This window comes from Thalassovita mangrovi, from assembly GCF_009857745.1.
GTDB classification, from domain to species: Bacteria; Pseudomonadota; Alphaproteobacteria; order Rhodobacterales; family Rhodobacteraceae; genus Thalassobius; species Thalassobius mangrovi.
The window spans coordinates 497354-517189 of sequence record NZ_WWEN01000002.1; the positions used below are offsets into that span (position 1 = coordinate 497354).

At 65.3% G+C, this 19836-nt stretch carries 16 protein-coding genes; 3 read left to right on the forward strand and 13 right to left on the reverse strand.

Annotation, left to right across the window (positions count from 1 at the left end):
• Positions 1 to 7: 7 nt before the first annotated feature.
• Positions 8 to 1315, reverse strand: coding sequence for a Glu/Leu/Phe/Val family dehydrogenase (locus tag GR167_RS04165; protein WP_212769825.1), 1308 nt, complete (start codon positions 1313 to 1315; stop codon positions 8 to 10).
• A 323-nt stretch (positions 1316 to 1638) separates the two neighbouring features.
• Here GR167_RS04165 and GR167_RS04170 point away from each other — a divergent pair, with 323 nt between their 5' ends.
• Genes GR167_RS04170 through GR167_RS04180 form a run of 3 tightly spaced genes read left to right on the forward strand, consistent with a single transcriptional unit; the run spans position 1639 to position 5377 of the window.
• The gene (locus GR167_RS04170) at positions 1639 to 2610 is read left to right on the forward strand and encodes an ABC transporter substrate-binding protein (protein WP_160972176.1); all 972 of its coding nucleotides are present in this window, start codon (positions 1639 to 1641) and stop codon (positions 2608 to 2610) included.
• Complete coding sequence (locus GR167_RS04175; RefSeq protein ID WP_160972177.1) at positions 2607 to 4313, forward strand: ABC transporter permease; 1707 nt, start codon at positions 2607 to 2609, stop codon at positions 4311 to 4313. The genes GR167_RS04170 and GR167_RS04175 overlap by 4 nt, the downstream gene beginning before the upstream one ends.
• Positions 4301 to 5377: an ABC transporter ATP-binding protein gene (locus GR167_RS04180; protein ID WP_160972178.1), complete on the forward strand. Its 1077-nt coding sequence runs from the start codon at positions 4301 to 4303 to the stop codon at positions 5375 to 5377. The genes GR167_RS04175 and GR167_RS04180 overlap by 13 nt, the downstream gene beginning before the upstream one ends.
• Positions 5378 to 5393: 16 nt before the next feature.
• On the opposite strand, the gene pepT is transcribed toward GR167_RS04180, so the two are convergent.
• From pepT to GR167_RS04240, 12 genes are all read right to left on the reverse strand, one after another.
• Positions 5394 to 6638 (reverse strand): peptidase T, encoded by a 1245-nt coding sequence (gene pepT, locus GR167_RS04185; protein ID WP_160972179.1) that lies wholly within the window; start codon positions 6636 to 6638, stop codon positions 5394 to 5396.
• Positions 6639 to 6740: 102 nt separating this feature from the next.
• Positions 6741 to 8018 carry a HEAT repeat domain-containing protein gene (locus GR167_RS04190; protein ID WP_160972180.1) on the reverse strand — a complete coding sequence of 426 codons (1278 nt, stop codon included), beginning with the start codon at positions 8016 to 8018 and terminating at the stop codon, positions 6741 to 6743.
• Positions 8019 to 8149: 131 nt separating this feature from the next.
• Entirely contained in the window at positions 8150 to 11272 is a 3123-nt protein-coding gene (locus GR167_RS04195) for an efflux RND transporter permease subunit (RefSeq protein ID WP_160972181.1), read from the reverse strand.
• Positions 11269 to 12564, reverse strand: a complete 1296-nt coding sequence (locus GR167_RS04200; protein ID WP_160972182.1) for an efflux RND transporter periplasmic adaptor subunit — start codon at positions 12562 to 12564, stop codon at positions 11269 to 11271. Before GR167_RS04200 ends, GR167_RS04195 begins: the two co-directional genes overlap by 4 nt.
• 274 nt (positions 12565 to 12838) lie before the next feature.
• The gene (locus GR167_RS04205; RefSeq protein ID WP_160972183.1) at positions 12839 to 13162 is read right to left on the reverse strand and encodes a 2Fe-2S iron-sulfur cluster-binding protein; all 324 of its coding nucleotides are present in this window, start codon (positions 13160 to 13162) and stop codon (positions 12839 to 12841) included.
• Positions 13163 to 13173: 11 nt separating this feature from the next.
• Positions 13174 to 14406, reverse strand: coding sequence for an NAD(P)/FAD-dependent oxidoreductase (locus GR167_RS04210; RefSeq protein WP_160972184.1), 1233 nt, complete (start codon positions 14404 to 14406; stop codon positions 13174 to 13176).
• A 53-nt stretch (positions 14407 to 14459) separates the two neighbouring features.
• Positions 14460 to 14912 carry a cyanase gene (gene cynS / locus GR167_RS04215; protein ID WP_160972185.1) on the reverse strand — a complete coding sequence of 151 codons (453 nt, stop codon included), beginning with the start codon at positions 14910 to 14912 and terminating at the stop codon, positions 14460 to 14462.
• Between the two features lie 41 nt (positions 14913 to 14953).
• Positions 14954 to 15811, reverse strand: coding sequence for a sulfurtransferase (locus GR167_RS04220; protein ID WP_160972186.1), 858 nt, complete (start codon positions 15809 to 15811; stop codon positions 14954 to 14956).
• Between the two features lie 118 nt (positions 15812 to 15929).
• Positions 15930 to 17033, reverse strand: a complete 1104-nt coding sequence (locus GR167_RS04225; RefSeq protein WP_160972187.1) for an acyl-CoA dehydrogenase family protein — start codon at positions 17031 to 17033, stop codon at positions 15930 to 15932.
• 86 nt (positions 17034 to 17119) lie between these two features.
• Complete coding sequence (locus GR167_RS04230) at positions 17120 to 17674, reverse strand: OsmC family protein (protein WP_160972188.1); 555 nt, start codon at positions 17672 to 17674, stop codon at positions 17120 to 17122.
• Between the two features lie 51 nt (positions 17675 to 17725).
• Positions 17726 to 18541, reverse strand: coding sequence for an ABC transporter permease (locus GR167_RS04235; protein WP_160972189.1), 816 nt, complete (start codon positions 18539 to 18541; stop codon positions 17726 to 17728).
• Entirely contained in the window at positions 18538 to 19821 is a 1284-nt protein-coding gene (locus tag GR167_RS04240) for an ABC transporter substrate-binding protein (RefSeq protein WP_160972190.1), read from the reverse strand. The genes GR167_RS04235 and GR167_RS04240 overlap by 4 nt, the downstream gene beginning before the upstream one ends.
• Between the last annotated feature and the right edge of the window lie 15 nt (positions 19822 to 19836).

A 19836-nucleotide genomic window follows, 5' to 3' on the forward strand; every position in this document is an offset into this window, starting at 1 on the left:
CGGGTCGTCACGACCCGTCGAAATAGGCCTGGGTGCCCCGCGCCTCGACGGATTCGGCGATCCGCCGCAAGCCGTGGACATAGGCGGCCTCGCGCATCGAAATTTCCATTTCGTTATGCAGCGTCCAAACCGCCTGGGTTTCGGTTTCCATCGTGGTTTTCAGATGGTCGCGCACCCGCGATTCATCCCAGTAGAATCCCGACCGGTTCTGCACCCATTCCAAATGCGACACCGTCACGCCGCCGGCATTGGCCAGGATGTCGGGCACGATGATGTGCCCGGCCTGGGTCAGGGCGCGGTCGGCCTCGGGCGATAGCGGGCCGTTGGCCATTTCCAGGATCACCCGGGCCTTGATCCGGCCGCAGTTTTCCGCCGTGACCTGCCGTTCCAGCGCCGCGGGCACCAGCACGTCGCACTCCAGCTCCAGCAGTTCTGCATTGGAAATGTCGCGGGTTTCGCCATGGCCCTTGGCGCCCTGGACGCTGCCGGTTTCGTGCTTGTGCTGCATCACCGCCAGCGGGTCGAGCCCGCTGGGATCGTAAACCCCGCCCGAGGAATCGCTGATACCGACGATCTTGTAGCCGTCGGCATGCAGCAGCTTGGCGCAGTGATAGCCTACATTGCCGAACCCCTGGATCGCCACGGTGGCATTGTCGGGATCGAGGTCGAGCGATTTTTCCAGCTGGCGCAGGGTGTAATAGCCGCCGCGCGCGGTGGCGTCGACGCGCCCCACCGTGCCGCCGAAGGCCAGCGGCTTGCCGGTGATCGCCGTCGGCGACGCCTGGCCGGTGATCGAACTGTATTCGTCCGACATCCAGGCGATGACGATGCCGTTGGTATACATGTCCGGCGCCATGATATCGCGGTCGGGGCCGATGAAGGGGGCGAAGGCTTCGATATAGGCGCGGCTCAACCGTTCCAGCTCGACCGGGGACAATTGCTTGGTATCGACGCAGACGCCGCCCTTGCCGCCGCCGAACGGCAGGTTCGCCACCGCGCATTTGAAGGTCATCCAGAACGACAGGGTTTCGATTTCATCCAGCGACACGTTGGGGTGAAACCGCACCCCGCCCTTGGTCGGGCCGCGCCGGTCGTTGTAGCGGCAACGCCAGGCCTTGAAGGCGCGGCGGCTGCCGTCATCCATCCGGATCAGCAGGGTGGAGGCCAGCGTTTCACGCGGCCATTTCAGTTCTTCATAGACATCGGGGTGGATGTTGAGCTGATCACAGGCGGCGCGCAGGTTGTCGCGGGCATTCGCCAGCATCACCCGTTTAGGCTTTTCATTCGCGTCTGGAAGGGTCGTCTCGGTGTCCATTGCCTCATCTTTCCGTGCCGATGCCGCCCGGTCATCCCGACCTTCCCTTGACGGCAATCGGCCCCTGGCCTGTTCTGTCATCGCTCCTGCGCCGCGGCGCTTTCGCTACTGTCGACCTTCGCCACGACAGCCGCAAGATGTCGAGACGTTTTTCTGCCACCCGCCGCCAATTCCCATCCCCGCGCGGCAATAAGCGCCGATGACAAAACAACATTCACAGCCCTGTCACCAAAGCGTCACGCGAAACCGGCAGGAAATCCGCGAGAGGCCCGAATCCCTCACACCCTCTTTCAAACGAAACCTGTTCCTGCATGGAGAAACCGATGTCCCGTTCCCTTCTGGCCGCCGCCGTCGCCCTGACGCTGCCCTGCATGGCCGCCGCCGAAACGCTGACGCTTTACACCTCGCAACCGAACGCGGATGCGCAGCGCACCGTCGACGCCTTCATGGCCGCCAATCCCGGTATCGACGTCGAATGGGTGCGCGACGGCACCACCAAGCTGATGGCCCGCGTCGCGGCCGAAATCGAAGCGGGCGCGGCGCAGGCCGACCTGCTGCTGATCGCCGACATGGTGACGCTGGAAGGCATGGCGCAGGCCGGTCAGCTGGCCGCCTACAAATCGGCTGAGGACGCCGCCTATGACGCCTCGCTCTACAGCTCCGAGGGCTATTACCATTCGACCAAGCTGATCACCACCGGCATCGTCTACAACACCGGCGCCGACAGCGTTCCGGCTTCCTGGGCCGATCTGGCGAAACCGGAAATGGCGAACCTGGTGGCGATGCCCTCGCCGCTTTATTCCGGCGCCGCGCTGATCCACCTGGCGACCGTGACCGGCACCGACAGTCTGGGCTGGAAATATTACGAAGACCTGGCCGCCAACAACACCCGCGCCGAGGGCGGCAACGGCGGCACCTTCAAGGCGGTCGCGGCAGGCGAAAAACCCTATGGCGTGCTGGTCGATTACCTGGCGATCCGCGCCAAGGCCAAGGGATCGCCGGTCGAATTCGTCTTCCCCGAGGAAGGCGTGTCCTACGTCACCGAACCGGTCGCCATCATGGCGGGCACCAAGCACATGCAGGCGGCCGAGAAATTCGTCGACTTCCTGCTTGGCGAAGAAGGCCAGCAACTGGTCGTCGACATGGGCTACATCCCGGCGCGCAACGGCGTGGCGAGCCCCGAAGGCTTCCCGTCGCGTGACGAAATCAAGCTGATGGCCTTCGACCCGGCCAAGGCGCTGGCCGATGCCGATGCCAACAAGGCGCGCTTCGCCGAGGTGTTCGGCGTCCAATGACCGCCGCAATTCGCGAAAATGGTGGCAGCCGGTCCATGGACCGGCTGTTGCCCCTTATACTGCTGCCCGTCGGGCTGATCGCGCTTGGCCCCGTCCTGCGGCTTCTTCTGGAAGGCATCGGGTTCGGCGACGGCTTCACCACCGATCACCTGAGCACGGTTCTGAGCCGCGACAGCACCCGCACGGCGCTGGTCCATTCGCTGCTGACCGCGGGCGGCGGCACCGTCTTGTCGGTGCTGATCGGCGCGGGGTTTGCCTTCCTGATGGCGCTGACCGATATCAGGGGCAAGGCGGCTTTGGTGTTCTGCCTGATGATCCCGATGATGATCCCGCCGCAGATCACCGCGCTGGCTTGGATGCAGATGATGGGCCCGTCTTCGGTATTGCTGAAAACGCTCGGCATCGCGCCGCCGCTGGGCAGCCCGCAACCGCTGCATTCCGCCGGGGGCATCATCCTGCTGCTGGGTATCCAGCACGCCTCGCTGGTGTTCCTGACCCTGCGCGCGGGGTTGCGCATGATCCCTGCCGATCTGGTCGAGGCCGCGCGCATGTCCGGCGCAGGCCCCATCCGGGTCTGGGCGCAGATCGTGCTGCCGCTGTCGATGCCCGCGCTGATCGCGGGCGGCGCGATGGCCTTTGTCACCGCATTGGGCAATTTCGGCATCCCGGCGATGCTGGGCATTCCGGCGCGTTATTCCACCCTGCCCACCCTGATCTATCAACACCTTGTCGGCATGGGGCCCAGCGTGTTGCCCGAAGTCGCCGTTCTGGCGCTGCTGATCGGCGCGGTGGCCGTCGCGGGCGTTTTGCTGTCACGCTTCATGCTGTCGCGTCAGGGCTTCGGGCTTGTCGGCCTGTCCGGCGTGCCGCTGGCGCTGTCGCTGGGCCGGGCGCGGCTGCCGGTGGAAATCGCCCTTTGGGGGATCATCTTCGCGATCCTCGCCCTGCCCCTTTTCGCGCTGCTGGCGACCTCACTGATCCCGGCCTATGGCGTACCGCTGACCGCCGCCACCGCCACGCTCGACGCCTGGAAGGAAGCGCTTTTCGTCCAGCCCGTCACCCGCCGCGCCTATGGCAATTCGCTGTTCCTGGCCGTCTCCGCCGCGCTGATCCTGATGGCGGTCAGCCTGCCGCTGGCCTGGCTGATGCAACGCCGCCCCACCCGCGCCAGCCGCCTGCTCGACGCGCTCATAGACCTGCCCTACGCGCTGCCCGGCGTGGTGCTGTCGATCGCCTGCATACTGACCTTCCTCAACCTACCCTTCACCGATCTGACGCTCTACGGCACGATCTGGATCATCCTGCTGGCCTATCTCGCCCGCTTCTTCGTGGTGATGCTGCGCCCGATCCAGGCCTCCATCGCCCAGCTCGACCCGGCGATGGAGGAAGCCGCCGCCAGCGCAGGCGCCCGGCTGGGCCGCCGGTTGCGCGATATCGTGCTGCCGCTCGCCGCGCCCTCGGCCGCCGCCGGTGCGATCCTCGTCTTCCTGACGGCGGTGAACGAATTGACCGTCTCGGCGCTCTTGTGGTCCTCGGGGACCGAAACGCTGGGCGTGGCGATCTACAACCTCGAAGACAGCGGCGAAACGGTGATGGCCTCGGCCCTGGCGATGTCCATCGTGATCCTCATCATCGCGCTCATGGCGCTGGTGCAGGCCGGGGCGAAGCGTTTCCCGAAAGGAGTCATCCCGTGGCAGAGCTGAAATTTTCCAACCTCACCAAGCGGTTCGACGGCATTCCTGCGCTGGACGGGATCGATGCCACCATCGGGTCGGGGGAATTCGTGGCGCTGCTGGGCCCGTCGGGCTGCGGCAAGACCACGCTGTTGCGCCTGACCGCCGGATTCGAACAGCCCGATGAGGGTGAAATCCATCTGGGCGGCGACACCGTCGCGGGCGCGAGCCGCTTCGTCCCGCCCGAGGCGCGCGAGATCGGCATCGTGTTCCAGTCCTACGCGCTCTGGCCGCACAAGAGCGTTTCCGGCAACGTGTCCTACCCGCTGGAAGTCCGCCGCATCCCCCGCAAGGAACGCGAGGCACGTGTGGCCGAGGCGCTGGAGCTGACCGGCCTGCGCGATTTCGCTGACCGGATGCCGTCGCAATTGTCGGGCGGTCAGCGTCAGCGCGTCGCCCTGGCCCGCTGCCTGGTGTTCGAGCCGCGCGCGGTGCTGCTGGACGAACCGCTGGCCAATCTCGACCTGGCTTTGCGCTCCTCGATGCAGGATGTGTTTTCGATGTTCCACCGGCGCACCGGGGCGACCATGCTTTACGTGACCCATGACCAGAGCGAGGCGCTGGCGCTGGCCGACCGGGTCGCGGTGATGGAGGCGGGCCGCATCCGGCAATTCGCCGCCCCCGAGGTGCTGTACCGCGAACCCGCCGATTGCTTCGTCGCGGGTTTCGTCGGCGACGGTGCGGTGGTCCCTGCCCGGCTGACCGGCCGGTCAGCCCCGGGGCGGGTTCTGCTGTCTGTTCTGGGACAGGAAGTGTGGTGCCGCAGCGCCACCGCCACCCCCAGCCATGTCAGTATCCGGCCCGAAGCGATCACCCTATCGGACGATGCAAAGCTCCGCTCGCGGATCACCGGCTGCACCTATCTGGGTGGGCGTTTCCGCCTGGTGCTGGATGCCGGGGGCGAAGCGCTGGTGGCCTTCGCCCATCGGCGCGCCGCAATCGGCGAAACCGTGGGGGTCAGCATCGCCGACCCCTGGGCCTTTTGCGACCCGGATGCGGACACCCTGATGGTGCAGGCGCTGACCCGCGCGTGATCCCGCGCGAAAGGGCCTATTCTGCCCCTTCCGCAGCCAGCCCCAGCAGGGTCAGGCAGAAATCCGTAGCCACCGCCATGTCCTGCACCGAAATCCATTCCAGCGGCCCGTGGATATTCTGCATCCCGGTGAACAGGTTCGGCGTCGGCACCCCCATTTCGGTCAGCCGCGACCCGTCGGTGCCGCCGCGGATCGGCACCGAAACCGGCTCCATCCCCAGCTTGCGGCAGGCGTCCCAGGCCAGGTTGACCGGGGTCATGTCCTCTTCCAGCCAATAGCGCATGTTGCGGTATTGCGGGCGGATGTCGCAGGTGATCGTGGCGCGCGGTTCGGTGGTCTGCACCGCCGCGCAGACCTGGCGCAGCATCTCGCCTTTTTCGGCCAGCCCTTCGCGTTCGAAATCGCGCAGGATGATCTTGATCTTCATTTCCGACGACCCGCCGGTCATTTCGGTCGCGTGCCAGAACCCGTCCACCCCGTCGGTGACCTCGGGCGTCATGGTCGCCTGCGGCAGCGTTTCGATGATCTTTGAGGCCAGGTGGATGGCGTTCACCATCTTGCCCTTGGCGAACCCGGGATGGATCGACACGCCGGTGACGGTGATTTCGGCGGCGTCGGCGGAAAAGGTTTCATACTCGATCTCGCCCACCTTGCCGCCGTCGAAGGTGTAGGCGAAATCGGCGCCCAGGTCCTTGGGCAGCCGTTCATCGACGCCCCGCCCGATTTCTTCGTCCGGTGTGAAGGCGATGCGGATCGGCCCGTGCGGGATGCCGGGGTTTTCCAGCAGGTGCCGCGCGGCGGTCATGATGATCGCGACCCCGGCCTTGTCATCGGCGCCCAGCAGCGTGGTGCCCGAGGCGGTGACGATGTCGTGCCCCTGCTTTTGCGCCAGATAAGGGTAGGCTTCGGGCGACAGCACCAGCGCGGGATCGTCGGGGAAGGTGATATCGCCACCGTTGTAGCCCTTGACCACCCGCGGCTTGACGCCGGTGGCGTTGAACTGCGGCGCGGTATCGACATGGGCCAGCAGGCCGACGGTCGGACCCTCGACGGTGCCGGGGATGGTGGCCAGGACAGCGCCATATTCGGTCAGTTGCACGTCCTGCGCGCCGATCCCGGCCAGTTCGGTTTCCAGCAGGCGCAGGATGTCGAACTGGATTTCGGTGCTGGGCGATGAGGGCGAATCCTCATTGCTCTGACTGTCGATCGCGGCATAGCGGACGAGACGGTCTTCGAGTTCCTGGTCGAATTTGTTGTGCATTGTTTTCCCTGCCTTTTCACCGGACGGGCGCGCCGTCTGACGGGGTTATAGAACCCGCCGGAACAAGTTGCGATAGGCTTTCCGCCCCACGGAGCGCCCGGATCACCTGAGTGCCTTCAAAAGCATCTCAACCCGCTGGCGGAACTGATCGTCGGCGGGCATGTGCAGCGCCTCTTCCAGTGCCGGACGGGCCGCCGCACCGATCCGACGCAACCCGTCCTGCGCCGCGGCGACGACCTCGGGGTCTTCACCGGTATAAAGCCCCGTCACCAGAACCTCGGCCGAGGCCGGATCGGCAACTCGGGCCAGCGCGGCGAAGATCGCGGGACGCACCGGCCAGATATGCACCTTGCTTTCCAGGTACCGGACATCGCGCGCATCGGCGAACACCGCCAGGGCCTCGATCGCCATGTGATCCATCCCGGCCAGATCGTCCTGGTTCAGATCGGCGATCCGCATCAGCAAGGGCACCGCGCGGCGGTCGCCGATATTGCCCAGAACCGGAATGGCGCAGGCCCAGAAGCCGCGCCGCTTGGTCAGGTCCTCTTCGAGGATCGACAGAAGCAAGGGAACGCTGTCGCGGTTTACCGATCCCGACAGCGCGCAAATCGCCTGCATCCGCGTGGCGTCGGGTTGCGCGTCGTTTCCGGCGATCCCTTCCAACGCGACCCGCACCGTGTCCGAGCGCCTGTCGGCCAGCTGCGCCAGGATGTCGGCGCGGCGGTCTTCGTCGGGCGCCGTGCCCAGCCATGCCAGCAGCGTCGCGTCGTCGACGCCGCCTTGCCCGGCGCCCTCCCCGGTATCGGCAGGTTCGGACGCCTGGCTTTGCTGCAGCAGAAATTCGTCATATTCGAAATCCGGCCCGACAAAGCCGACACAGGTATCGTCGTATTTCATTCCCGGATAGACGCTGAGAATGCGCAAGCGGACCCATTTGTATTCGGCCGATTGCAGCAGCGGCACCGGCAGCATGCCGGGCTGGTCGATCAGTACGACCTGCGTGGGCGGAGTGCGGTCGGTGGTGATCTCAATCAACCGCGGCCGCCCGTTGGCCTGGAACGCCGCCTGCGACTTGCCATAGCCGTTGGCGATCTGAAGGCGCCGGAAACTGGCGCCCTCATCGATATGCAGGGTGATCGTTTCACCGATGCCGGGACCGCGCACGCCTTCGCACCAGGCGGTATTCGGATTGCCGTCGGACAGGTTGCGCGGGCCATAGCTGTTGCCCGACTGCGACGGCAGGACGGAGCTGACGCAGGTATGGATGGCAAAGGCGAACTGGCCGCTGCCCTGGGTGAAACAGGTTTCTTCCGCCGCGGCAGGCTGCACGGCCATCGCAAGGGCCGCGATTGCGGCGACTATCGGGAATTTAAGGCGCATGGCATATCTCCGGTCACGAAGGGTCGCTGGAAGGCCGCAGCGGGTGCGGGCCCTGTCGCCGGGCGGCATCAGCTTGCCGGTGGGGTGCCCCTGCCCGCCTGACGCGGATAGGAGCGAAGTGCATGGTTTCCTCAGACGGCGCCGGGCTTGCCTTCGGAGGCGTCCTTATCCGAAGCCACCCGGATCAGCCGCAGGTCGTGGAGGATGGCGAAAACCGCCGGTGTCACGAACAGAGCCATCAGCGTCGCCCCGGTCAGCCCGAAGGCGAGGCTTGCCACGATCGGGCGCAGCAGCTGGGCCTGGGTGCTGGTTTCGAAAAGCAGCGGCGCCAGCCCCGCCACCGTGGTCAGCGAGGTCAGGAAGATCGCGCGGAACCGGTCGCCCGCCGCATCTCGTGCGGCGTCCATCATATCCGCGCCGGTTTCCAGTCGTTCCTTGATGAAGACCACCAGCAGGATGGAATCGTTCACCACCACCCCCGCCAGCGTCGCCAGCCCGACAAGGCTGGGCAGCGAGATTTGCAGCCCCAGGGCCATATGGCCCCAGATCACCCCGACCGCGCCAAGCGGGATCACCGCCAGAACGGCGACGGGTTGGATGAAGCTGCGGAACTGGAAGGACAGGATCAGGTAGACGCCGATCAGCCCGATCACCAAGTTGCGCATTAGCGAATTGCCGGTCGTCGCGGTATCCTCGGCCTCGCCCAGGATCGACACCGACACGCCGGGGCGCTTATCCGCCAGCTTGGGCAGGAAATCGGATTTCAGCGCCGCCATCAATTCGCGGGCATTGGCCACCGCCGGGTTGATCGTGCCCTGCACCGACACCGTGCGCCGCCCGTCGATGCGCTGGATGCTGGCATAGCCGCGCGAAGCGGTGATATCGGCCACCGCCGACAGCGGCACCAGCGCATTGTCCTGCCCGCGCAGCCGCAGCGCCGCGATATCGGCGGCGGTGGCGCGGTTATCAGCATCCAGCCGGGCGACGATGTCGATGGTGCCCTGCCCGTCGCGCAGTTCCAGCCCGGTATCGCCACGGAACGCCGCGCGCAGCGTGGTCGCCACGTCGCGCGCGGTGATGCCAAGCGCGCCGGCCGCTTCGGGGTGCAGGGTGACGATATATTCCGGCTTGCCCGGCTTCAGGTCATAGGTGACGTCGCGCACCCCTTCGAAATCCATGAAGAACCGCCGCATTTCGCGCGCGGTGGTTTCCAGATCGGCAAGGTCGTTCCCCTGCAGCCGGATATCGATGGCCTTGCCGCCGACGCCGCGTTCCTTGTCGGTGAAACGCAGCGCCGCCATGTCGGGCAGCGGCCCGGTGGCTTTCTTCCAGGCGTCGAGGATCGCCGTCACCTCGGTCGTGCGCACCCCGGCGGGCAGCAGCCGCGCGCTGATCGTCGCCATATGCGGCCCGGTTTCGGGCGTGTCGGCATTGACCCCGTAGGACACGGTGTAGCTTTGCACCAGCGCCTGTCCGTCGGGCTGTTCAGGGGTCAATTCCGCGTTGATCTTCTCCAGCGCCTTGACGGCCTTCTTCACCCGCTGCTCGGTACGTTCCAGCGGCGCGCCCTGCACCAGCAGGAACCGCGCCTCGACCGTGTCGCTTTCCAGCTGCGGGAAGCTCTGGAACTTGATGAAGCCGCCGGTATAGGGCGTCGCCGAGAACAGCAGCAGGAACGCCGCGACGCCCAGCGTCAGATACCGAAACCGCAGGGTCAGCGACGAAAACGGCAGCACGATCCGGTCGCGCACCCAGTCGAACCCGCGATTGACGGCGGCGCTGATCCGGCCGGGGCCGTCATCCTTCAAACTGTGGCTAAGGTGGTTGGGCAGGATCAGGAAGGCCTCGATCAGGCTGACGATCAGCACGATCATCAGGGTGATCGGGATGTATTTCAGCACCGCGCCGATACTGCCGCTCATGAAGGCCAAGGGCCCCACGATCATGGCCGTGGTCAGGAAGGACGCCAGAACCCCCGGCGCCACCTGCACCGCGCCGTTCACCGCGGCATCCAGCGCGCTTTCCCCGGCGCGCCTGCGGCGTTCGATGTTTTCCGAAATCACGATCGCGTCATCCATCAGCAGACCGATGGCGACCAGCAGCGCCACCATCGTCATCATGTTGATGGTCAGCCCGAAAACCTGCATCGCAAAGACCGCGCCCAGGAAGGACACCGGCAGCCCCATCGACACCCAGAAGGACAGCCGCAGACCGAAGAACAGCCACATGGTGACCAGCACCAGGATAAGCCCCTGGATGCCGTTGGCGGAAATGATCCGCAGCCGCTCGATGATGTTGGAAGTGCCGTCGGACGACAGTTCCAGCGCGATATTGCCCGGCGCCTCGGCCCGGGCCGCGTCCAGCCGCGCCTTCAGCGCATCCATCACCCGCAGCGCGTCCTGGCTTTCGGTCTTGGTCACGTTGATCAGCGCCGCGCGCTGGCCGTTGTAATAGGACGCTTGCCAGGGATCGGCAAAGCGCGTGGTGATCGTCGCCACGTCGCCCAGCGTCACCTCGGCCCCGCCCGGCGAACTGGTCAGCGGCACCGAGGCCAGTTCCCCCGCACTGCGCCGTTCGCCAAGGAAGCGGATCAGGGCGTCGCCCTGGCTGCCTTCCAGCGTGCCGGCAGGCATGTCGAGGCTGCTGCGGGTCAGCGCCGTGGCCAGGTCGGATATGGTCAGGCCGAAGCGCTGCAGCGCATCGGCCGACAGTTCCACCGCGATTTCGCGGTCGGAAAAGCCCGCCACCTCGGCCCGGGTGATGCGCGGATCGTCGGTCAGGCTTTCGGCCAGCTGATCGGCATAGGCTAGCAACACATGCGGGTCTTCGGGCCCGGTCACCGCCACGGTGGCGACGCTGGCGATGCGTTCGACGATGCGGCCGACCGGGCTTTCGGCCTGATCGGGCAGACCGCTGACACCGTCGACCGCCGCGGTCACGTCGTTGTAGAACCGCTGCATATCGGCACCTTCGACGATCTCGGCGGTCAGCACCGCCTGATTGTCGCGCGCCAGGCAGGTCAGCTCAGACAGGTTATCGACCGCGCGCACCGGGTCTTCCACCGCCGCGCAGATGCCGCGTTCGACCTCCGCCGGCGACGCGCCGGGGTAGGAAATGCGCACCTCGACCTCAGAGGACGGCACCACCGGAAAGGTGTCGCGCTGCAAGGTCGGCAAGGCCACCAGCCCCAGCACGGCCAGCGCCATCATCAGGATGTTGGCGGCGGTGGGATGCGTCGCGAAAAGCCGGATCATTTCGCCTGCTCCGCGCCGCGGGCCAGCTGCGCGATTTCAGCCTTGAGCGCCTTGTCCTCCATCGGTTTGACCGCCATGCCGGGCACCGCGACCGCCGGGTCGGTGACCACGAGCTGTTCGCCCGCCTCGATCCCGCTGGCGATCACCGCGATCGATCCGACGCTATAGGCGGTCTTCACCTTGCGCGGTTCCAGCTTGCCCTCGGCACTCACCACCAGGGCCTTGCCATCGCGCACCGCATCGATCGGCGCAGCCAGCACTTCGCGCGGCGGCGCGCTCAGCTCGACCGACACGAAGGTGTTGCGGCGCAGCGGCGGGCGCTGCCCGGCCGCGGCCTGCCCCATCGGATCGTCGATCCGCACCACGATGCCGGTGCTTTGGGTGCGCGCATCAATCGCCTCGGACACCCGCATCACCTGCGCATCCCACGATGCGGTGTGATCCGGCGCCGGCAGGTTCACCCGCGCCTTCAGATCCATCACCATGCCGCCCGGCCCAAGCGCGCGCACCACCGGCCCCATATGGCCCAGCGGGAATTGCGCCGCGACCTCGACGGCTTCGGTGCCTTCGGCGGTCAGCAGGGCCTGACCGCGGGTGATCACCTGGCCCTGCTCGGCCGACACCGTGTTGATGCGAATGTCATAAGGCGCAGTAATCGTTGTGAAATCGAGCGACCTTGCCGCGCTGGCGCGTTGCGCCGACAGCACCTCGCGCTCGGCGTCGTTTAGCGCCAGCTGGTTCTGGATTTCCGCCACCTTGCTGCGCGCGGTGAGTTCCTGGCGACGGGCCTGATCCAGCGCCGCGGCGCTGGCGACGCCGCGTTCGGCCAGGTCTTGCTGCCGGGCGACTTCGGCATGGCTGAGTTCGAGGTCCTTCTGGACCAGGTCGAGGCTCACCGCGAGGGTTTCGTTCTTCACGTCCAGCGCCCGCATCTGCGCGTCGATCTGGGCCAGGGTCAGCTTGATGTCGGCCTCTTCGATTCGCAGCAGCACCGTGCCTTCCGGCACGATCTCACCGCTGGCGAGCAGCTCCGAGGTTTCGATCACCTCACCCTCGACCCGGGCAACGGCGCGCCATTCGCGCGCCGGTTCGACCTGCCCGTATCCCACCGTGCGCGGCGTCAGCATCACCGGCTCAAGCGTGATAACGCGCACCGGCGTCGGCTGACGCTGGCGTTCCTTGCCGGACGGCGGCTGCGCCAGCTGATCCGAATATGCGATGGACAGCGCCCCGAGCGCCACTGGTACAGCCACGGCGAGAGCGCGCGAAAGACCGGTCAGTAACTTCTTCATCCCTGAACCCCCTACTACGGTCGGGGGCAGGCTATATCGGGGAGTGTCAAATGCACAATTGGGAATGTTAGCAAAAGCGAAAAAAGACAACCGGAGGAATGGAAGGCCATTCCGCCGGGCCGGTTATTCCTGCGAAAACGGGTCCGCCGTTGGCAACGGGTCCGAGCTGCAGCGCCCTTGCGCTTTGCGCGTGGAACGCTGCAGCCCCGGAAGCACCGAACTCGTTACAATTCGGATGAACTGATTCATCCAAGGCACGGATATATGGGGAAACTCACCCCTGCTGCGCCGGAACCTCGACGCGCAGGCCGTCGTCTTCCTCGGTCAGGGTGATCTGGCAGGACAGGCGCGACCGGGTCTCGTCGGCTTCCCAGGCGAAATCCAGCAGGTCGGCTTCCTGCTCCTCTTTCGGCGGCAGCCGATCGACCCATTCGGGGTCAATGTAAACATGGCAGGTTGAACAGCTGCAGGCGCCGCCGCATTCGGCCAGGATGCCCGGCACATTGGCGTCGCGGGCGGCTTCCATCAGGGTCAGGCCGGGGTTGGCTTCGGTGGTGATTTCCGCCCCGTCGGCGGTGGTGAAGGTGATCTTGATCATAGTCTGTTCCGTCAGGCCGCAAGGCCGGTTGCGAGGGGAAGGGATTTCAGCGGGGTTTCGGGATCGGCCACGGCATCGCGCAGCGGCGAATTGCCCGCCTCGATCAGCCGCTTGCCGGTCATATAGGCGCGCGGGTCGTTCAAAGCGTCCACCGACAGCAGCCGGTCACCGGCGAAGTACCAATGGCTTTGGCTGCCCGGTTTGTCGCCGGGGCGGCGGATCACCGTGTCGAAGCCGGTGTTCAGCCCGGCGATCTGCAGCTTCACGTCGTATTGGTCGGACCAGAACCAGGGCCTGGGCACGTAAGGCACCCCCTGCCCCATGATGCTGGCCGCGACCGCTTCGGCGTGGTCGATGGCGTTGGGCACGCTTTCCAGCCGCAGCCGCCCGGTGCCGTAAGGGAACGAGGCGCAATCGCCCGCCGCAAAGATCCCGGCGGCGGAGGTTTCGCCGAACCCGTCGACGGCAATACCGTTCTCCAGCACCAGCCCGGCCGTTTCGGCCAGTTCCGTGGCGGGGCGCACGCCGATACCGGCGATCACGAAATCGACCTCGATCTGGCGCCCGTCGGACAGGGTTGCGGCGGTGACGCGGCCATCGGTGCCGGTGAGTCCGCTCAGCCCGGTGGATTCGAGGATCTCGACGCCGTGGCCTTCATGCAGGGCGCGGAAATAATCGGCGGTCTCGGCGGAGGCGACGCGGGCCAGGATGCGCGGGGCCATTTCGACCAGCGTCACCTTCAACCCCTTCGAGGCTGCGACCGCCGCCGCCTCCAGCCCGATATAGCCGCCACCGACGATCAGCACGTGACGGCCTGCCACGAATTCCGGCGCCATGGCATCGGCATCGGCCAGCGTGCGCATCACGTAAACGCCGCCCAGATCGCCACCAATGGCGGCAGGCAGGCGGATCGGCGGCGCGCCGGTGCACAGCGCAATCGCATCGCAGGTCAGGCTGTCACCGTTTTCCAGCACCAGAGTGCGGGTCGCGGCATCCAGACCGGACACCCGGCAACCGGTGCGCAGGTCGAACCCCTGCTCTGCATAAAAGCTTTCGGGCCGCAGGTAGAGCCGTTCCAGCGCCATGTCGCCCGACATGTATTTCTTGGACAGCGGCGGGCGCTGATAGGGCGGCGCGGTTTCTTCGCCGATCAGGCTGATCTGTCCGTCGAAGTTCAGCGCGCGCAGTTTCGCCGCCAGCGCCGCGCCTGCCTGGCCGGCGCCCACGATACCGATATGGGTCATGAGGGAATCTCCGGGTAGGTGCCAGGGGGCGGCAACCGCCCCCTGGCACAGGATCAGTACATCTTGTAGGGCAGGAACTTGCCGTCGAGCACGATCTTGACGCGGTCGCCCGCGGGGTTTTCTTCGCGCGAGATGTCCATGGTGAAATCGATCGCCGACATGATGCCGTCGCCGAATTCTTCCTCGATCAGCGCCTTCATGGTGGTGCCGTAGACGCTGATCACCTCATAGAGGCGATAGATCAGCGGATCGGTCGGCACGGCGGTCGGCAGCGACCCGCGATAGGGCACGGTCATCAGCAGCGCGACCTCTTCGTCCGAGAAGTTCAGACCCATGGCGTTGCCCGCCTTTTCGATCTGTTCCTTGGACAGCGAAATCTGACCCATCAGCGCGGCGGTGGTCCATTCCTTCGACTGACCGACAGCGGCGGCCACATCAGCCCACTTGATGTCGTTGAAGGTTTTGTGCGCGACGATTTTCTCGGTCAGTTCAGCACGTGTAGTCATTGGGGTAGTCTCCAGTCAGTAGTTAAGAATTCAGGGGATGATCAGCCCGTGAAGGGCAGACCTTCTTCGATTGGCAGGGACGGATCGCGCGACCATTCGTTCCACGACCCGAAGTAGATCGACACATCCTTCACCCCCGCTTCCTTCAGCGCGAGGAAGGTGTTCGAGGCCCGCGCGCCCTTGAAGCAATAGAGCTTCACCGGCGTGTCGGGGGTGATGCCCACGGTGGCGCATTCGGCCAGCACCTCGTCTTTCGACTTCAGCATCGAGCCAAGCGCGGTGGGTTTCATCATGCGGTACCATTCGATCCAGACGGCACCGGGGATGCGGCCCTTGCGCGGGCAGAAATCGACGCCATAGGGCGACGACGACGCGGCGATCCATTCGTCGATGTCGCGCACGTCCAGGATGACCGCGCCGTCATCTTCGATGGCGGCCTTCATGTCCTCGACATCCATCATGATCGACGCCGCCTCTTCGTCGATGTCGAACCCGGCGGGCACCGGCGCGACCGCTTCGGTCGACACCGGCATGGCTTCGGCTTCCCAGGCGGCGAAACCGCCATGCAGCACCTTGACCGCCGGGTAGCCGAGGAAGCTCAGCAGGTAAAAGCCGCGGCAGGACTGACCGAAACCGGTGTTCATCGACGCCTCATAGATCACGGCGGTCTTTTTGCCATCGAGGCCCGCTGCGCCGAATTCGGCGGCGAATTTGTCTTTCAGTTCCGCCATGCCCGAGGCGTCGGAAGTGGCGAGGAAGGTGAAGATGTCATGCATGTTCACCGCGCCGGGGATATGGCCCGCGGCATAGCTTTCGGGGTCGCGGGTATCGATCACAACGGCGACGTCGCCGTCGATCATGGGCTTGAGTTCTTCGGGAGTTACGAGTGCGCTAGTCATTGTTTTATTTCCCTTTTCTGGTCCCTGTTGGTTTAAAACCGTGACAATCGTTATCCGTTCCCCTGACGCGCCCGGGCGCGTCGGGGGGCAATTCGCACTCCTCCCTCCGGTGTTCGGCTCAGCCCAGTTCGGCCAGCATCTTGCGCAGGTGCTTGGTGGCCGGGGTCACGATGCCGACGAAATAGGCTTCGCGCATGCGCCGCTGCGCCGCGCCGTGGCTGACATAGCCGCGCGCCCCGCAATGCAGCATCGCGTAATGCGCCGCTTCCATCGCCAGCTCGCCGCCCGTCAGCCGCGCCTGCAGCACGCGCTTCCAGTAGTCGGGGCTTTCGTCATAGGGCGTCTTGGACAGGTCCAGCACCTCGGCCACCAGCGCGTCGTATTCGGCCTGGAAATCCTCGGGCTGCTTGTCGAGATACTGGTTCACATGGCCCAGCGGCGTCTTGACCTGCTCCATCAGGTCGATCGAGCTTTTGATCATGCCGGCGGCCATCCCGCATTGCAGCAGCACGAAACCGCCGCGGATGCGCTTGATGAATTCCGGCGCCGGGTCGCCGATGACCTGTTCGTCGGGGATGAACACGTCGCGGAACTGGATATTGGCGGTGGCGGTGCCGCCCATGGCGACGAATTCGTGGTCGAGCTTGAGCTTCACGCCCTTGGCTTCATCGGCATGGGCGATGGCCATGACGGTCTTGACCTTGCCGTCTTCCTCGACCGAGAACATGATCCCGAACCAGCCGTCCTCGGACAGGTTCGACACCCAGGGCAGGATGCCCTTGACCGAATAGCCGCCGTCGACCCGCTTGCCCTTGAGCCGCAGCGGTTCGATCTCGGCGATCGATTTCATCGGGTTCGACATGCCGGTGCCACCCAGGATTTCGCCGGTGGCAACCTTGGGCAGGACATTTTCTTTCAGCCAGTCGTTGTCGGAACTGGCGATATACCAGGCCAGCGCATCCTGGCACCACATGCAGAACCCGGTGGAGAGACATTTTTCCGACGCTTTCGCCATGGTGACGATGGCATCCGACAGGTCGGTCGCCGCATCGGTGCCGCCGATATGGGTGCCGTAGGCGCCTGCCGCGCCCATGGCGCGCATGATCTCTTCGGGATAGAAGCGCTCTTCGTCGATCTTGCGGGCGATGGAGGCGAGGTCGGTGGTTGCGATGCGCTCAATGGCATCGAAATCGGGCGCTTTGGGAGTGGTCGCGATGTTCATGAGGGAGGCTCCTGGTACGGGCATGACGATAGGTAGGGTGAGGGCCCGCCCCCCGCGTCGCGCGGCGCGGGGGACAGGGGGTGTGATCAGACCGCTTCGGCGATCATGTTCACGGGACGCGAGAAGGTATTGAACACCGGTGACCACTGGATGACGTGGTTGATCAGCGCGTCGATTTCTTCCTGCGGGCAGTCGGCTTTCATGTCGACCTTGATGCGCACATCGGTGAAGCCGACCGGCTTTTCCGAGGTGTCACCGGTGCCCCAGACGGCTGTGATGTTCAGGTCGCCTTCCAGTTCCAGTTCCAGCGACTGAACGGTGATGCCGCGGGCGATGGCGTTGGCGTGCAGGCCAACCGCAACGCAGGACCCCAGAGCGGCCAGCGAGGCCTCCGACGGGTTCGGCGCGGTGTCGTCGCCCAGCAGCGCCGGCGGTTCGTCCACGATGTAGGGTTCCAGGTTGCGGATGTAGTTCGCATGGCGGAACCGGCCTTCGGCGACGGTTTTGCATTTCAGCGTCTTGATCGCCTGCGGGTTTTCCTTGCCCTTTTCGATCAGGCCCTGCAGGCCGGATTTGTCGATCGGGTCGAGACCCGCGTCGGGAGCAAGGCAGCCAGTGAGTGCGGTTGCAGGTTCGGACATCTGAGTTCTCCTTTGGTAGTCAGATACTTGGTACAGTTGTGCGGATGCGCTTCAGTGATCTTCGCGCAGCCAGTTGAATTTCTTGATCGCCATCATGCAGAGGTAATCGAGGGTGAAACCGATCAGCCCGATCACCACCACCGTGGCCCCAAGCCGGGCATAGTCGAGAGTGTCGCGGGCATCGTTGATCGCGTAGCCGAGTCCCGAGGTGACCCCGAGATATTCGGCCGGCACCAGCACCACCCAGGCCACGCCGAGCGCCAGCCGGATCCCCGACAACACATCCACCGCGATCGCCGGCAAGATCACCACGAACAGCATGTGGAACGGGTTGGCGCCCAGATTGCGGGCCACCTTGAGCCAGGCCGGATCGATCCGGCGCACGCCCCCGGCGGTGGAAAACAGGATCGGCCAGACCGCGGCCATGGTGATCAGGAAGATGATCGCCCCATCCCAGGTGTCGAAGGCCATCACGGCGATCGGCATCCAGGCCAGCGGCGAAATCATCCGCAGGAACTGAAACGGCACGTTGGCCACTTCGTTCACCCGCTTCATCCGCCCGATGATGATCCCCACCGGCACCCCGATGATCACCGCATAGTTCAGGCCCAGCCCGACCCGCATCAGCGACGGGCCCGACATGTCCAGCACCTCGCCGGTCACGATCATGTCCCACAGCCGCGCCAGCGTCGGCGCCGGGGCGAAATCGGCGAAGGCGAACAGGTCGTCGTTATTGGCAACGATCCAGCCGCCGACCCACCACAGGGCCAGCAGAAGGCCGATGCCGAGGGCGGCGTTCACCGCCCCCCGGGCACGGCCCAGCCTTGGCAGGCTGAACAGTGCGGGGATGTCGGCAAGCGCGCTCATAGTCTCAGGATCTCCGTACGGGTGTAGGGATCGCCGGCGCTGACCGACGGGTCGTTTTTCCAGTCGGGGTATTTTTCCAGCGCGTTCTTGACGAACTCGTAGTTGACCAGGTCATTGGCGACGAATTCCGGGTCCAGCCCCTTGAGGAAGGTGGTATCGCCCGACACAACGGTCTTGTTCATCGCGCCGACGATCAGCTTGGTCGCCGAAGGGTAAGGCCAGGGCTGGAAGTCGATCCGGCCGTTGTGGAATTCGCCTTCGTTCTTGATCGCGCCGGTTTCCAGGTAATCGGCATTGTCGGCGTAAAGCGTCATCGCGCGCTTCACCACCGCGGCGGGCGCGGGCAGGTAACCGGCGCCGTCCTTGGACAGCAGTTCGGCAACTTCTTCCTTGTTCTGCGAGGCATAGACCGACGCCTTGACCACCGCGTTCATCACGCCCTGGGTCCATTCCGGTTTCGCCACCGTGGTCTCTTCGTTCATGCAGACCACGCAGCAGGGATGGTTTTTCCAGATGTCGCCGGTGAAGCGCAGCATCCGCGCGCCCGCCTTCAACTCGCCCAGGGCGTTGAAGGGTTCGGCGACGATGTAGGCGTCGATCTTCTTGGCGGCCAGCGCCGGCGGCATTTCCGGCGGCGGCAGGACCTGAAGGTTGCATTCGTCGGCTGCGATGGCTTCGCCCTGCGCCTTGATCACCGGTTTGATCCCGGCGGCACGCAGCGCGTATTGCAGCACGATATTGTGCATCGAGTACCAGAACGGCACCGCCACCTGCTTGCCGCCCAGACCAGCGAAATCGGCGATGTCGGTATGACGGCCAACCACCAGGGCAGACCCGTTGGTATGGGCCCAGGCCATCACCTTGACCGGGAAGTTGTTGTTGTAGCGCATCCAGACCGGGATCGGTTTCAGGAAGTGCACCAGGTTGAACTTGCCCGCGGCGAAGCCTTCGATCAGCGGCGACCAGCCGCGGATCAGGGTGGGTTGTTCGGCCTTGATACCTTCTTCTTCGAAATAGCCCTTGGCATGGGCCACCAGCAGCGGGGTCGCGTCGGTGATCGGCAGGTAACCGATGCGCAGCACGTCGTCGTCCTGGGCCCGCGCCATCTGCGGCAGGGCGCCGGTCATCCCGGCCAGCATGGATGCCATGCCGCCCTTGGCCAGCAGGTCCAGCGTGGAACGGCGGCCGGCGTCGAAGTCGGTTTCGCCGCCGCAGCACGCGCCATGCAGGTCATGGTCTTTCCCGTGCGAGCAGGTCTTGGTGTGGTGGTGATCGGTCATAGTTCCTTTGGTCCT